Source organism: Alteromonas sp. KS69 (assembly GCF_003989595.1).
GTDB lineage: Bacteria > Pseudomonadota > Gammaproteobacteria > Enterobacterales > Alteromonadaceae > Alteromonas > Alteromonas naphthalenivorans.
Window position 1 is genome coordinate 12,801 of the sequence record NZ_PYHU01000038.1, and the last position, 13,829, is coordinate 26,629.

A 13,829-nucleotide genomic window follows, 5' to 3' on the forward strand; every position below is an offset into this window, starting at 1 on the left:
AACCGCTATAACGTAACCGCTCTCATTATAGCTCCATCAGTTGATAAATGACGTAGATAAGCTTTGTTTCCCTCATGCTTGTCTACGTCATTTTTTATGTGTTGAAAGCCTAAAGCTCAGCTTATTGACTAGGCGTAGATTGCACTTTTAATTTGTAGTCTTTCGCTATGCCCTCAACAATGCGGGTTAAGCCCACTATCTCGCCTTGGTCGTCCTTGCTCCATGTGCAAGTAAGCGTGCTGGTGCCTTTTCGAAGTTTGCCCTGCCAGCTTTCACGGCTTACATCTAGTTCGCCTCTAGCATCAGTTAATTCCCAGCCTTTATCTTTAAAGTCGAAAACAATGGTGGCAAACCTTTCGCCTGGGATAGCCTCAATAATTTTTAAGTCTTTACGCTGAAATTTAGAAGCAATTAGTGCACGCCGAATGTTAGTCAATAAGCCCACGTTAATCCTTTATAGTAATGGTCGAAGCTGCGGTTTTTAGTCTGAGCTGCCGCTCATATCAGCGCTGCGGCTTTGTATAGGCGCTGAGGCTCCGTATAGGCGCTACGGCTAATGGGATAACAACCCAGTTCATCGACATCTACATTTAACTACTTTTTAACATGCTTTGCCAATTACTGCTACTTTGCCTTTTATTAGTAGTGTCCAGCGGGCGTACTTTTCTCCTAAATTAGGCTTCGATTAACACAGCTTCGTTAAACTAAGATTTGCGCATTTTAATAACCAACCAAATACCGCCTAATGTCATTAAAGAGGCAACCATAATTTGTACGCTAATGGCTTCGGCAAGAAACGCCCAGCCCATCAGTGTAGCAATAACCGGAACACTTAACTGAACGGTGGCAGCCGTTGTCGATTGAATTAAAGGTAATGCCTTGTACCAAATGGCATAGCCACAGCCAGATGCCACTATTCCAGATGCCAGCGCAAATAACACCCCATCGTTGCTCCATTGCCAGGTATCGGTTACCCATAACCAAACAATTAAAGGCAGGGTAAGAAGCGTGGCATATAAAAAGTTACCCGCCGTTAGCAATAAGGGCGCATTACTCTTTTTACCTAGTAAGGAATAGAAACCCCATGCAATACCGGCGCTTATCATTAATAGGGCTGAAAACAATGGTGGCGCACTAGCCCCTGGAAGCAGCAAGATAACTAAGCCTGCAAAAGCCAGTAAAAACCCTAGCCACTGAAATGTAGCAAAGCGTTCGCCTTTTAATAAGCCCACTGAAATCATTGTGAGCTGCACCGCCCCAAACAATAGCAACGCGCCTGTGCCTGTCGACATCGAGATATACGCATAAGAAAATGCAATAGCGTAAATAAATAAGCTTAACGCCCCTGCTATTGATGCTTGTTGTTTAATTGCTGCTATTGGGCTGGTGTTTTTTGATGAACGGCGGGCAGTAAAGGCCACTAAAAGGGCTAAGCACAATGCGCCACTGGCTAAGCGTATTGTGGTGAAAAGACCCGGGTCGATATCGGTATTAGCCAATGCCATTCGGCATAATAACGAATTGGCCGCAAACGCCAGCATGGCAATACATACTAATCCGTACGGGTTACCCATTCGTTTTCTCCAGCAGCGTATACATAAAAGCCCTTTTTATAATGATGATAATTTTATAACGTTTAGTTGTGCATTTAGCTTTATATAAAATGCACAAAGCTCTTTTTGAACAAGGCTATTTTAAATAAAGCGTTGTTTAATCAAAGCTATGTTAATCAAAGCGATGCTTAATTTACCTTTTTACAGGCAAAAGAAAAGGACCGCAATGGGTCCTTTTTTCGTTCAATCTTTACATTACTATGTAAGTTACAGTGAAACACCTAAGCGTTCTGCAACTTCAATGTAAGTTTCAACTACTGAGCCTAGGCCTTGTCTGAAACGGTCTTTATCCATCTTCTTACGGGTTTCTTTGTCCCACAAGCGACAACCGTCAGGGGTAAATTCATCACCTAAAACAATGTTGCCATCAGGATCAACACCGAATTCAAGTTTGTAATCTACTAGCAACATGCCTGCTTCATCAAACAGCGATTTAAGTACGGCATTTACTTTAAACGTTAACGACTTCATTTCAGCAATTTGCGCTTCAGTCGCCCAACCAAATGACACAATATGATAATCGTTAATCATAGGGTCGTGCAGTGCGTCGTTTTTAAGGAAGAATTCAAACACAGGCGGTGCCAACGTTTGCCCTTCTTCTACACCAAGACGACGAACCAAAGAACCAGCCGCTAGGTTACGAACAACACATTCCACTGGGATCATGTCTAGCTTTTTAACTAAAGATTCAGTGTCAGAAAGCAAGGCTTCTACTTGCGTAGCAATACCCGCTTCTTCAAGTTTAGTCATAATAAAATGGTTAAACTTGTTATTCACTTCGCCTTTACGGTCTAGCTGTTCAATTTTTTCACCATCGAAAGCTGATGTGTCGTTTCTGAAATGCAGAATTAACTTATCGCTGTCATCGGTAAAATACACAGTTTTTGCTTTACCGCGGTAAAGCTCGTCACGTTTTTCCATTCTCAGTCTCAATTATATATCAAGGTTATCTTCTGACATGACCTCGGCAAATGCGCCGTAAAGGTCTGAAACCTGATTGGCTTCAAAAGGTTCGCTTTCATTATTCATGAAAGTCACTGAACTGCGTCTCTCACCGGCACGTGAAACTTTTAAACGGTAGTCACCTTTTTCAAGTAACTCGTTGTCGCTGGAGAACAAGCCGCCCCACCAACCCGTGTCACTACCATTATAGGTAACAAACAGTAAGCCGTTTGATTTGTCTAAATCTTTTACGTCGAAACCAAGTTTACGCAATACTAGCAACATACGTGGCCATACCACGTCGTACTGTGCATCAACCATAAATGCTGGGTTGCCGTCATCGTTAAAGCCCATTTCGGTATTTAAGCCTTGGCGAATACGTGCAATACGGCGGGTTTCTTGTAACTGAATTTGGTATTCGTAATGACCAATCACTTGGTTCAGTACGTCTACTTCTTCGCGGCGCTCTTGCATGCTAGAAATTTCTGCAACAACATCGTCACCCGTGGTGGCCATGTAGTCTTTTAAATCAACAGAAAGCGCTGCGGTTCTACCGTGAGGTTTTACGTCTAGAACGAATTCAAAGCGGCGACCCACTTCACTTTCGGTGCTGGTCCAGCTGTACCAAGGGCTATCCACTTCTTTTTTGATGATCATCCAGTCAGTGTTTAACACTTGCTGTTCAGGATCGAAGAAATCTACGCCAATGCCTTGTTCTTCTAGGAAGCTTAACAAAGAATTCCACACGGCTTGGCTTAACGGCTGGCTATCATCAACTTGGTCAAACCAAATTGTTGCTGTGCTTTTGCCTTCTTCAACGTGTGAACCAGTAACAAGCGGCAATACTAATGCAGGAGACTGCACAAGTAATTTCTTTCCAACAAGACTTTCATCTACGCTTTCGTCTAATTCAGGTACTGCAAACTCTCTAGAAAAAGTGGGCGCATCTAAGTCGGCTGGAACACGTACTGGGGTTTGTTCTTTTGTTTCTAAGTATTTGTACGTTCCTGAAGCCGTCTTTCTATCTGTTTGGCTTGAACAACCTGCAAGTGCGATTACAACCATCGAACTCACTATAGCCAGCGTTCTATTCATCTGTGTTCCTTATTAACCCGAAATCAATGCGTATTTTTGTAATAGTTCTTCGATATGTTTTTGGCTTACAAGTTCCGGTAAAACCATAGGTAATCGCATTTGTGCACTTTCCATCATGCCCATTTTGTATAAAGCCCACTTTGGAATAACTGGATTAGGCTCGATAAATAGCGCGCTGTGAAGCAATTCGATGCTTTCATCTATAGTGCGACATTTATCAAAATCTTTTGCTAAAGCGGCTTCGCACATTTGTGCAATTGCTTTAGGTACCACGTTTGCTGTCACAGAAATAACACCATGACCGCCTTCACACATAAACTCACAACTTGTGCCGTCATCGCCACTTAGTAAAACGAAGTCTGAAGGAACAAGTGCTTGCGTTGCTTTAAGGCGAGCAATATCACCGGTTGCGTCTTTTAATCCAACAATGTTTTTGTGAGATGAAAGTTCGGCAACGGTTTCAGGCAGCATGTCAGCAACGGTTCTACCCGGTACATTGTATAACAACACCGGTAAATCGCTAGCATCAGCAATGGCGTTGAAGTGTGCCACCATGCCTGCTTGTTGAGGCTTGTTGTAGTAAGGAACTACACTTAAGAAGCCGTCGATACCGGCCGCACCCAATTGTTGGGTAAGAAAAATCGCTTCGGCAGTTGAGTTTGCGCCACTACCTGCAATAACAGGAATAGCGCCAGACACCATAGCAACGGTCTCTTTAACTACGTTTACGTGTTCATCAAACGGTAAGGTGGCCGACTCGCCAGTGGTGCCAACAGACACAATACCATGTGTGCCTTGTTCAACATGAAAGCGCACTAGCTTCTCAAGTGACTTGTAATCGATGTCGCCGTTTTCAAACATCGGCGTGACGAGTGCTACGTAACTACCAGTAAACATAATCTCTCCGCAAAATATGAGCGCACATGGTAAATATGTCGGTAGCTAAACACAAGCTATCTCACGCCTAAATGCCAAGAATTTGACAATAATCTGTATCAATACTACAAAAAGCCGCTGGTACTAAAAAAAAACTCTATGCTACCATCACGTAATACGTTTCTTGTGATGTAGGTTTTAATGTCTCAGCAACAACTGATTGTTACCATTTTAGGTTCAGATAAAACGGGTATATTAAGTGAAATTGCATCCACGGTATCAGAAGCCCAGTGCAACATTTTAGATAGTCGGCAAGCTATTTATGGCCAAGAGTTTTCACTCACTATGATTTTAGAAGGCTCGCAGTCAGCCATTACGCGCGCTGAGTGTACTGTGCCTCCCCTTTGTCAGCGTCTCGATCTGCTTTCCATGATGAAACGTACCAGTCACCACGAAAAGCAAAACCTCGATCACTTATTTCACGTTGAATTCAGCGGCGAAGATACCGCTGGCCTTATTGAGGCAGTGACGGGCTTTTTCGCAAAACGTAACGCATCAATCAGTGCATTTAGACAAGCCACGTACAAAGCGGCCGAGTGTAAAAACGAATGTATGCGATGCAAGTTTGTTGTGAACATGCCCGCCTCGGAAGATTTTGCTGCTCTAGAATCAGAACTAACCGCGTTGTTTGAAGAACTCAATGTAACCGGTAAAGTTGTAGACAAACATATTAAGGAATCTAATGAACACGCTTCAAGCTGGTGACAAAGCACCACAGTTTTCACTTCAAAACCAAAATGATGAAACCATTACGTTATCAGATTACCTAGGTAAAAAAGTACTGGTTTACTTTTACCCTAAGGCGATGACGCCTGGTTGCACCGTGCAAGCACAAGGCTTACGCGACAGTAAAGAGGCGTTAGACGGTTTGAATGTGGAAGTAATGGGTATTAGCCCTGATGCGGTTAAACGCTTGCCTAAATTCGCTGAAAAGGAAAGCCTAAACTTTACTTTGTTGTCTGACGAAGACCACGCCGTAGCAGACGCTTTTGGCGTATGGGGTTTGAAAAAATTCATGGGTAAAGAGTATGACGGCATTCACCGCATGAGCTTTTTAGTAGACGAAAACGGCGTTATTGAACACGTTTTTAATAAGTTCAAAACCAAAGAGCATCACTCAGTAGTTTTAGATTACTTAGCCGATAACAAGTAACTCTTTATAAATGTATTTCGTTAGCGGTTTGATATCGATTTAACATTGACAAAAAGATTCATAAAAAGCTCACAAAAAAGGCGGTAGTTCACACTACCGCCTTTTTCGTTTCTATTGGCTTTGTTATTAAAGCCCTATTCGCTTTCAGCCACCGGTAATCCAGCAGGATTACTCGACCACGCTGTTATTACCGCTTTTACCAATGTTGCCAACGGTATGGCAAAGAAAACGCCCCAGAAGCCCCAAAGGCCGCCAAATACCAGCACAGCAATAATAATATACAGTGGGTGCAGGCTTACTGCTTCAGAGAAAAGCAAAGGCACCAATAAGTTTCCATCTAATGCCTGAATAATTGAATAAGCAATAAACAAATACCAGAAATCAGGTGTTAAGCCCCATTGAAACAATGCAACTATGGCAACAGGAATGGTAACCACCGCTGCGCCTATGTAAGGAATTAGCACAGAAATACCTACCAATACGCCAAGCAAAATAGCATAGCGTAAATCCATGAAGGCAAAGGTCACGCACGACACTAAGCTAACAATCACAATTTCTATTACTTTGCCGCGGATATAATTGGCAATTTGTGAATTCATTTCATGGCCAACTTGCGTAATCAACCGGCGCTCTTTAGGCAACAAGTTAGATATGCTTTCTAAGAAATACATTTTGTCTTTCAACATGAAAAACACCATTAAAGGCACAAGCACCGCATAAACTAATAGCGCAGCCACATTCGCAATATTGCTAAAAGATGCCGAAATTAATGTTTCGCCTACACCAACAAGTTTGTCGTTTAGCCCTTCCATCATTTGATGAATTTGGTAAACCTGCACGTAATCTGGGTATTTTTCTGGCAAGGTTAAGATCCAATCTTGGGCCTTTTGCCATATTAAAGGGGTTTCTTGAATAAGATTAATGCTTTGCCGAGTGACAATGGGCACTAAACCAATCAACATGAAAATGACGAGGGTAATGAACCCCATTAATACGATGCCGCAAGCTATCGCGCGGCTTACACCGAATCTAACGAGGTGGGTAACCGGCCAATCAAGTAAATAAGCCACAATGGCTGCCACTAAAACAGGCATGATAAGCTCGCCCCACAAAAGTAGCGCGGCGGTTGTAATAAGTATGAGTATAAGCAGCATAGCTGCATCAGGATCGGAAAATTTGCGTCGGTACCAGCGACCAAACACACTGATCATAAAAGCTTCCTGAGAAATTTGAAGAATAGGATACGCATCATAGTGTAAAGACTTAGCATCGGGCAATACACTTTCTATTTAAATCAATCTGGTAAGACGATTTAATAAGCAATATTCAGGTCAAATGCCAAAGTAATTGATGAGGGTAAATTGCACTAAAACTGGCATAAACCTACTTATCTAGGCAGAATGATAAAATTCATAATAAATAATTGAAACTGAAACGGTACTTTGGTGCTCTAATACGTATTCCAGTATTGTTCAGTAAATCACAGGTACATGAAGAAAAGGTTATCTCAAAAACTCTTGGTGCTGTCTTTCCTTATTACAGCAAGCTTGTCGAGTATTGCGCAAAGCGTGAGTTACACGAATAAAAATGCGCTGCCCGAAATTGGCGTAGTGGCGTCTGACGCTATTTCTTTAGACAAGGAAATGATTGTTGGCGATGCCGTTATGCGTCAAATGCGCGGGCAAAGCCCGCTAATCGCCGATCCAGTTTTAGACGAATACCTACAAGATTTAGGTAACCGCCTAGTTATTCATGCCGAAAATGCTAAATTCCCCTTCCGTTTTTTCTGGGTAAATAACGACGCGATTAACGCTTTCGCTTTCTTTGGTGGGCATATAGGTGTTCACACGGGCCTTATGCGACGGGCAAATACTGAAAGTGAGTTGGCCTCGGTGCTGGCTCACGAAATTTCTCACGTTACACAACGGCATATCGCTCGAAGCATGCAAGCGCAACAACGTTCGTCGCCCTTAGCGATTGCATCTCTTATTGGTGGCGTATTAATTGCCATGGCAAACCCTCAGGCGGGTATGGCGGCAATGCAAGCTGGCCAAGCGGCTTCAGTGCAAATGCAAATTGACTACACCCGCTCTAATGAACAAGAAGCCGACCGCATCGGTATTGCCATGCTGTCTCGAGCAGGTTTTGATGCCAATGGCGCTGCCGACTTCTTTTCAATTATGGCTGAAGAGTATCGAAACGTTTCTCGCCCGCCAGCGCGTTTGTTAACTCACCCATTAACTGAATCTCGTATTGCCGATGCCCGTTCGCGTGCAGACGACTATCCTTCTCGCTTTGTTCCGGTAAGTAAACAGTTTGAACTTGCTAAAGCAAGAATCATGGCCAGGTACTCATTCGAACCTGATTACGCGGTAGAGTATTTTACCGCACAGGTAGATAAAAAGGCTTATCGAGTAAGAGAAGCTTCGCTTTACGCCTTAGCATTGGCGTATATGCGAACGGAAGAGTACGACAAAGCCCAAGAAATCATTATGGGTGAATTGTTAACCAAAGATAGCGGTAATTTGTTTTACTTAGACGCCGCGACAGATATTTACATTGCTAAAGGCGAGCCTCTGAAGGCAGTGGAAATGCTGTCACCTTTTGTAGAGAACAGCCCACGCAATCAAGTACTGGCGCTTAACCAAGCGAATGCCATGATAAGTGCTAGTCGCTACGATGATGCCATTAGCTTGTTGAAAGACTTTTTATTGGTGAACGACGAATACCAAATTGCGCATCAGTTGATGTCAGAAGCGTATCAAAAAGCGAAGCGCTTTTCGCAAATGCATCAAAGTAAGGCAGAAGTGTACGCCTTGTATGGCGCTTATACTCGCGCCGTAGATGAATTACAGTATGCTTATAATTTTGCGAAAGACGACGACCATCTTCAAAAGCAGCGCATTAGGGCAAGAATAAAGCAATTTAGAGATCAAGAAGAGCGGTTACAGCGTTTATAGCGCCTGCGCCTGCAACGCCGCAATTTTGTCTTTTAAGATGTCAGCGGTTACCTCACCTAAAATCTCGGCTTGAACCTGCCCTTTCGGGCCCACAATATAAGTCGCCGGTAAATACGGCGGCTTTGTAATGGGAAGCTGGGTTTCTTCATTAGCCACAATCAAATTTAGCGTAATATCAAACTTGTTTGCCATGGCCTGTAAATCATCTTCCGGTAGCACGTCGTAATTAATCGCGAATAACAAAGTGTTTGGCGGTAGGTTTTCGCTTAAATGATGTAACTCAGGCATTTCTCTTAAACACGGCGCACACCAGGGTGCAAAGTAATTAATGATCACCCAATTACCTTCTAAATCACGCCATTTATATGTTTCGCCCTGAAGGGTTTCAAAGTCGGTTTGATGGTAATGGTAAAACCATACTCCAGCGGTTGCCGAAAGTAACATCACCAATATAATCAACAGCCCTTGCTTCACAGCGTTCGTCATTTTTAGCGCACCTTTTTTGCCGTACTTCTTTACCGTACTTCTTTGCCATACTTCTTTACCAAAAGAGCAGCGTTATTATTTATAAATAATATAAACAACAATATAGATAACAACGGTGTGCAAACATGCCTTGCTGCGTATTTAATAGCAAGTATTTTCATGTGTTTGAGAATGAGATTACCTTGGTATTTACGCCAGATTAACCACGTAGTTTGCACAAGCAGGGTTAATTGCTTAGCATCACCTTTCATTTATGGGGCCTACACACCAATATTATTGCGCTTTTGTCACTAATAAGGCCTTAGCACCTTGAAAAATACCTTCAAACAAGCAATAGTCAGCGCCAAAATTTGGCAATGATTTAACGATGAGGCGACATTATGTCTTCGGTTACTATTTTACATAACCCGCGCTGCTCTAAAAGCCGCCAAACCTTAGCACTACTTGAAGAAAAAGGTATCTCGCCTACCGTAGTAGAATATTTAAAAACGCCGCTGAGTATCGCTGAACTTAAAACCTTGTTTGGGCAACTTAACATAGAAAATGTGCGAGACATGATGCGTACCAAAGAAGAAGCCTATAAAGCGAATGCATTAGGTGGTGCAGATATTACCGATGAGCAGCTTTTTGCCGCTATGGTAGAACACCCTAAGTTAATTGAGCGCCCTGTGGTGATTAACAACAATGCAGCCCGTATTGGAAGACCGCCAGAGGCCGTACTGGAAATCGTATAATGGGCCCTATTTTAATTCTTTATTACAGCCGCCATGGCAGTACCAAAAGGTTAGCCGATGCTATAGCACAAGGTGCAATGGCTGAACTATCAAGCATGGAAGCGAATGCTATCTCTGCATCACCTGCTACCGCTGCATCATTTGTGCGACCTGAAGTAATAGTGCGCAGCGTGGCAAGCCTAAACATTAACTCGAATAGTTCAAGTGATCAGGGCTCAGGCGAAGAAAATGCAGACGCCAGTTTAAAAGAGGCAAACCCTAACGCCGCCCCTACGGTAACCTTACAAGAACTCGAGCAGTGCAGCGCGCTTGCCCTAGGAAGCCCTACGCGATTTGGTAACATGGCTGCACCAGTGAAGCACTTTTTAGACAGCACCAGTAGCCAATGGTTAAAAGGCTCGTTAATTAATAAGCCTGCGTGTGTATTTACATCAAGTTCTTCTATGCATGGCGGTCAAGAATCAACGCTGCTGTCTATGATGCTTCCGCTATTTCACCATGGCATGGTGATGTGCGGCCTGCCCTACAGCGAGCCAGCGCTTCATGAAACTCGCAGCGGTGGAAGCCCTTACGGTGTGAGTCACGTCGCACTCGACAACGCTGTCACACTCACTGAAGATGAAAAATCTTTATGTATTGCTCAAGGTAAACGTCTGGCAAAATTAGCCAATGCTTTGTGGCATGCGAATAACCCGGAGACAACACATGGCGCCTAACACTCGCTTTTACCGTTATTTGGCACTTGGTTGTCATACCCTCTTAATAGCGTGGATTATTGCGTGGCAGTTTTTTCTTAATAAAACGCTAACGTACTCACCAATATTTATTACGCTAGTTTATTTAGTGCCATTACTTTTACCTTACAAAGGCGTTATACAAGGTAAGCCGTATACTCACGCTTGGGCAAATTTCGTGGTACTGTTTTATTTAATGCACGGCTGTACGGTGGCTTACGCTGTACCTGAAGAGCGCTGGTATGCAGCCATTGAAATTCTACTATGTGTGGGAATGTTCGTTGGTTGCAGTGCGTTTGCGCGTAAACGTGGACGTGAGCTTGGCCTAGGATTGAAAAAACTTAAACAAGTTATGCAAGAAGAAAAGGCGCATTTCGAACAAGGGGAATAATGATGAAGTGGCTACTACCGATTTCACTGTTGGCATTATATGGATGCGGCGGTTCAACAGGAGATAGCAACACCACTACACCTACCCCATCTTCACCACCCAGTTTAACCATACAGGGCGCCAGCGAACTTATTGCTGGCGACTCTGCTGATTTTGCCGTTATTGCCCCATCGGGCACATCAATCACCAGCGTAAATTGGACCGTTAATGCGGTGAGTGGTGCAGGCAGTATCGCCCCTCTTGCCTCTCACACCCAAGCCATAGGCTTCGATGTTACGGCGGCCGGCGAATACCTTGTTTCGGTTACCGCATCGTTTTCAGTCGGCGAAACTTCTCCCAACGAAACCTCTACCCAAGAAACCTCTACCCAAGAAACCTTTACCCACGAAACCTTAACCCAAGAGTTTAGCCTTAACGTTATTGAAGGTCAGCCTCCTGAAGCCATTTTACGCTTAGGTCACGAAGCCAGCGAAGGTGGCCGCGTTTCACTGCACGTAGATAACAACAGTTTAAAAACCGTAACGGACATTACCTGGGAACAGCTATCGGGGGCATCCATACCCGCATTTACCTTTGATGACGACGATTTATCCTACAACCTTTATTTTCAAGCACCACAAGTCAGCGCCGACAGCATTGCAGAAATTCAAGCTACGCTAGCTTTCGATGATGGTTCTGTTGCAACCGATACCGTTCAGGTAGTGATAAAGAATATTGATATAAATTCGGATGCGTATTTCGTTGACGACTCAGGCAGTATTCTAGAAACCGTTACTTCGCACATGCAAGCGTACCGTCCCAATAGCCCCTATGCCGCTGCGTTAGAAGCTTGTGTATACAACAATGAACTAACATCAAGCTGCACTTTTGCCCAACTTCCTCTTATTGGGCAGCAAACAGAATCGCCTACTATTGATGATATTTTAGATAGAACCTATGTGTCACACCCTTGGATGGGAGAAGCATTCGAGCAGTTCTTACAAACATCTGACAGCAGCGAAGATTTGCTACAAATGCTAAGAGCAACCAGCGCAGTCGTGATTTCTTACGATATTCGCCCCTCGTTTTATTGGGCCGTAACGGGTGCTATTTATCTGGATGCGAATAATTTTTGGCGCAGCCCTGAAGAACGAGACACCATTAATACCCAGCCCGACTATCGCAGCGGCTTTGGTAGTGATTTAGATTTTTCTATCTTTTGGCGATATGTAAAAGAGGGTGAATACTACTACCCACAAACTGGCTTGGCAGCGTCAACAAGGGCAACCCGCACTCAACAAGGTGTCGATGCCGCACTAACATGGTTGATGTACCACGAACTCGCCCACGCAAATGATTTCTTCGACTATACAACTTGGTCGACCTTATCTAACAGCAATACCCCTTTAAACTACGTTAACAACAACACGCCTCTATCTACAGGCCTTGAAAACACCTTGCCACTGACTTCATCGCAACTTCATGCGCTGGCGCAGGTACGCTACGGGGGCGATGCGGCTAACAGTACACAGCGCGCTTATTCAGCGGCTCAAGTGGCTAATTGGTTTGCTAACGACGGTGCAGTGACCTTTTATTCCTATTATACCGAAAGAGAAGACTTTGCTAATTTGGTCGAGCGCTTCATGATGCTTTATCGAATGGGCGCCAGTGCCGATGTGGGTATATTTTCGGGTGATGCAGTAGACGATGGTTCTTATAATGTCACATGGGGGCAACGAGATCGTATTAACGACGACAACCTTCAATTACGCGTAGATTATGCGGTTAGCCGCGTATTACCCTTGCTCGACATTCCGGCTATTCAAGCGGCGATGCCAAAACCGACTTTATTTCCTGACGGCAGTACGTGGTTTAATACGGTGAATTTAGACAATGAAGAAAGTGTCGAGCTAACTGGCGATGAAAAGAATGCGATTATAGAAGCACAAAAGAAGCTTGAGGAAAGTCAGTATTAGGGGAGAAATATTAGGCGAGAAACGCGGTACTGATATTACGGCAGAGATATTATGGCAGAGCAATAGCGGCAGGAATAAAGCTGTGTTAATTAAGCCCGAGTTCTCGCTTAACCATAGCGACAGAGAGCTTTTTTTGTTCTTGCAATGAGCGGGTATCAAGCCTGGCTAGTAAGTTTAATAAGCTTCGCAAATCTCGGTCGCTGTGGTGCAGCAAAAACTGCAATGCCTGTTCTGACAACCGCAATCCCCGTTGATTAGCCCGCAATCGAACTACTTCCTTACGCGATTCATCATTCAGCGCCGTTAAATGATAAATTACGCCCCACGCAAGCCTAGAGCTTAAATCTGGCAATTGAAATGCGGGGTGTGAAGGGCCGTGCTGACTGCTACCCACAATAAGTGCGTGAGGGTTTTCTATCACCCGATTGAAAAGGTCGAATAAGGCTTCTTCCCATCGTGCATGACCCGCTATGGCATGTATATTATCTAAACAGATAACCGAGAGGTTTTCTAACCCATCAAAGATATCGAAGGACCACTGGGCATGATGGTTTAAATTTAAATAAAGGTGGTTTACGTTCTGCTGCGCCAGTTGATGACACAATGCATACAGTAAATGGCTTTTACCCAATCCTTGCCCACCTAGCAATGTCACTAATGGCAAGTGTAACGCAGAAAGCGACGCTAAAGACGGCGCATCCTGCCAGGCAGGCATAGCACTTGGAATACCCTTCAGCAATGCCACCACTTCTTGGTTTCCCGTATCAACAAAACTGTCAAAGGTTTCATCTGTGGGTAGCGTTACAGGGAGAGTTAGCTGCATAGCAAAA

General features: G+C 44.0%; 16 protein-coding genes. 7 read left to right on the top strand and 9 right to left on the bottom strand.

Annotated elements, in window-relative coordinates:
* Positions 1-121 precede the first annotated feature (121 nt).
* From C7Y69_RS17070 to dapA, 5 genes are all read right to left on the bottom strand, one after another.
* Positions 122-436, bottom strand: a complete 315-nt coding sequence (locus C7Y69_RS17070; RefSeq protein WP_126873504.1) for a hypothetical protein — start codon at positions 434-436, stop codon at positions 122-124.
* A 268-nt stretch (positions 437-704) separates the two neighbouring features.
* Positions 705-1,574, bottom strand: a complete 870-nt coding sequence (locus C7Y69_RS17075; protein ID WP_126873506.1) for a DMT family transporter — start codon at positions 1,572-1,574, stop codon at positions 705-707.
* Between the two features lie 246 nt (positions 1,575-1,820).
* Entirely contained in the window at positions 1,821-2,534 is a 714-nt protein-coding gene (gene purC / locus C7Y69_RS17080) for a phosphoribosylaminoimidazolesuccinocarboxamide synthase (protein ID WP_013784230.1), read from the bottom strand.
* A 12-nt stretch (positions 2,535-2,546) separates the two neighbouring features.
* Positions 2,547-3,650: an outer membrane protein assembly factor BamC gene (gene bamC / locus C7Y69_RS17085; RefSeq protein ID WP_126873508.1), complete on the bottom strand. Its 1,104-nt coding sequence runs from the start codon at positions 3,648-3,650 to the stop codon at positions 2,547-2,549.
* Between the two features lie 12 nt (positions 3,651-3,662).
* Positions 3,663-4,547 (bottom strand): 4-hydroxy-tetrahydrodipicolinate synthase, encoded by an 885-nt coding sequence (gene dapA / locus C7Y69_RS17090; RefSeq protein WP_013784232.1) that lies wholly within the window; start codon positions 4,545-4,547, stop codon positions 3,663-3,665.
* A gap of 180 nt (positions 4,548-4,727) precedes the next feature.
* On the opposite strand from dapA, the gene C7Y69_RS17095 reads away from it, so the two are divergent.
* Entirely contained in the window at positions 4,728-5,291 is a 564-nt protein-coding gene (locus tag C7Y69_RS17095; RefSeq protein ID WP_013784233.1) for a glycine cleavage system protein R, read from the top strand.
* Positions 5,269-5,739: a thioredoxin-dependent thiol peroxidase gene (gene bcp, locus C7Y69_RS17100; RefSeq protein ID WP_126873509.1), complete on the top strand. Its 471-nt coding sequence runs from the start codon at positions 5,269-5,271 to the stop codon at positions 5,737-5,739. Before C7Y69_RS17095 ends, bcp begins: the two co-directional genes overlap by 23 nt.
* Before the next feature lie 134 nt (positions 5,740-5,873).
* On the opposite strand, the gene C7Y69_RS17105 is transcribed toward bcp, so the two are convergent.
* A complete protein-coding gene (locus tag C7Y69_RS17105) occupies positions 5,874-6,950 on the bottom strand; it encodes an AI-2E family transporter (RefSeq protein ID WP_057792036.1) in 1,077 nt (358 codons plus the stop codon).
* Positions 6,951-7,229: 279 nt separating this feature from the next.
* Between C7Y69_RS17105 and C7Y69_RS17110 the strand changes: the two genes are divergently transcribed.
* Entirely contained in the window at positions 7,230-8,699 is a 1,470-nt protein-coding gene (locus C7Y69_RS17110; RefSeq protein ID WP_126873510.1) for a M48 family metalloprotease, read from the top strand.
* On the opposite strand, the gene C7Y69_RS17115 is transcribed toward C7Y69_RS17110, so the two are convergent.
* Together C7Y69_RS17115 and C7Y69_RS17120 are read right to left on the bottom strand one after the other, a co-directional pair.
* The gene (locus C7Y69_RS17115) at positions 8,694-9,185 is read right to left on the bottom strand and encodes a TlpA family protein disulfide reductase (RefSeq protein WP_126873511.1); all 492 of its coding nucleotides are present in this window, start codon (positions 9,183-9,185) and stop codon (positions 8,694-8,696) included. The genes C7Y69_RS17110 and C7Y69_RS17115 overlap by 6 nt on opposite strands.
* 29 nt (positions 9,186-9,214) lie before the next feature.
* Positions 9,215-9,436 carry a hypothetical protein gene (locus tag C7Y69_RS17120; protein ID WP_013784238.1) on the bottom strand — a complete coding sequence of 74 codons (222 nt, stop codon included), beginning with the start codon at positions 9,434-9,436 and terminating at the stop codon, positions 9,215-9,217.
* 129 nt (positions 9,437-9,565) lie between these two features.
* Between C7Y69_RS17120 and arsC the strand changes: the two genes are divergently transcribed.
* Genes arsC through C7Y69_RS17140 form a run of 4 tightly spaced genes read left to right on the top strand, consistent with a single transcriptional unit; the run spans position 9,566 to position 12,999 of the window.
* On the top strand, positions 9,566-9,919 hold the full coding sequence (gene arsC, locus C7Y69_RS17125; RefSeq protein ID WP_013784239.1) for an arsenate reductase (glutaredoxin): 354 nt from the start codon (positions 9,566-9,568) through the stop codon (positions 9,917-9,919).
* Positions 9,919-10,635: an NAD(P)H-dependent oxidoreductase gene (locus C7Y69_RS17130; RefSeq protein WP_126873513.1), complete on the top strand. Its 717-nt coding sequence runs from the start codon at positions 9,919-9,921 to the stop codon at positions 10,633-10,635. Before arsC ends, C7Y69_RS17130 begins: the two co-directional genes overlap by 1 nt.
* A complete protein-coding gene (locus C7Y69_RS17135) occupies positions 10,625-11,044 on the top strand; it encodes a DUF2069 domain-containing protein (RefSeq protein WP_126873515.1) in 420 nt (139 codons plus the stop codon). Before C7Y69_RS17130 ends, C7Y69_RS17135 begins: the two co-directional genes overlap by 11 nt.
* Positions 11,044-12,999, top strand: coding sequence for a hypothetical protein (locus C7Y69_RS17140; RefSeq protein WP_260563614.1), 1,956 nt, complete (start codon positions 11,044-11,046; stop codon positions 12,997-12,999). The genes C7Y69_RS17135 and C7Y69_RS17140 overlap by 1 nt, the downstream gene beginning before the upstream one ends.
* Positions 13,000-13,084: 85 nt before the next feature.
* On the opposite strand, the gene hda is transcribed toward C7Y69_RS17140, so the two are convergent.
* Complete coding sequence (hda, locus tag C7Y69_RS17145; protein ID WP_041452882.1) at positions 13,085-13,822, bottom strand: DnaA regulatory inactivator Hda; 738 nt, start codon at positions 13,820-13,822, stop codon at positions 13,085-13,087.
* Positions 13,823-13,829 lie beyond the last annotated feature (7 nt).

Bases quoted from the DNA above. Each gene is read 5' to 3' on its own strand.
- C7Y69_RS17075 (WP_126873506.1), bottom strand. From the start codon at position 1,574: ATGGGTAACCCGTACGGATTAGTATGTATTGCCATGCTGGCGTTTGCG.
- purC (WP_013784230.1), bottom strand. From the start codon at position 2,534: ATGGAAAAACGTGACGAGCTTTACCGCGGTAAAGCAAAAACTGTGTAT.
- bamC (WP_126873508.1), bottom strand. From the start codon at position 3,650: ATGAATAGAACGCTGGCTATAGTGAGTTCGATGGTTGTAATCGCACTT.
- dapA (WP_013784232.1), bottom strand. From the start codon at position 4,547: ATGTTTACTGGTAGTTACGTAGCACTCGTCACGCCGATGTTTGAAAAC.
- C7Y69_RS17095 (WP_013784233.1), top strand. From the start codon at position 4,728: ATGTCTCAGCAACAACTGATTGTTACCATTTTAGGTTCAGATAAAACG.
- bcp (WP_126873509.1), top strand. From the start codon at position 5,269: ATGAACACGCTTCAAGCTGGTGACAAAGCACCACAGTTTTCACTTCAA.
- C7Y69_RS17105 (WP_057792036.1), bottom strand. From the start codon at position 6,950: ATGATCAGTGTGTTTGGTCGCTGGTACCGACGCAAATTTTCCGATCCT.
- C7Y69_RS17110 (WP_126873510.1), top strand. From the start codon at position 7,230: ATGAAGAAAAGGTTATCTCAAAAACTCTTGGTGCTGTCTTTCCTTATT.
- C7Y69_RS17115 (WP_126873511.1), bottom strand. From the start codon at position 9,185: ATGACGAACGCTGTGAAGCAAGGGCTGTTGATTATATTGGTGATGTTA.
- C7Y69_RS17120 (WP_013784238.1), bottom strand. From the start codon at position 9,436: ATGAAAGGTGATGCTAAGCAATTAACCCTGCTTGTGCAAACTACGTGG.
- arsC (WP_013784239.1), top strand. From the start codon at position 9,566: ATGTCTTCGGTTACTATTTTACATAACCCGCGCTGCTCTAAAAGCCGC.
- C7Y69_RS17130 (WP_126873513.1), top strand. From the start codon at position 9,919: ATGGGCCCTATTTTAATTCTTTATTACAGCCGCCATGGCAGTACCAAA.
- C7Y69_RS17135 (WP_126873515.1), top strand. From the start codon at position 10,625: ATGGCGCCTAACACTCGCTTTTACCGTTATTTGGCACTTGGTTGTCAT.
- C7Y69_RS17140 (WP_260563614.1), top strand. From the start codon at position 11,044: ATGATGAAGTGGCTACTACCGATTTCACTGTTGGCATTATATGGATGC.
- hda (WP_041452882.1), bottom strand. From the start codon at position 13,822: ATGCAGCTAACTCTCCCTGTAACGCTACCCACAGATGAAACCTTTGAC.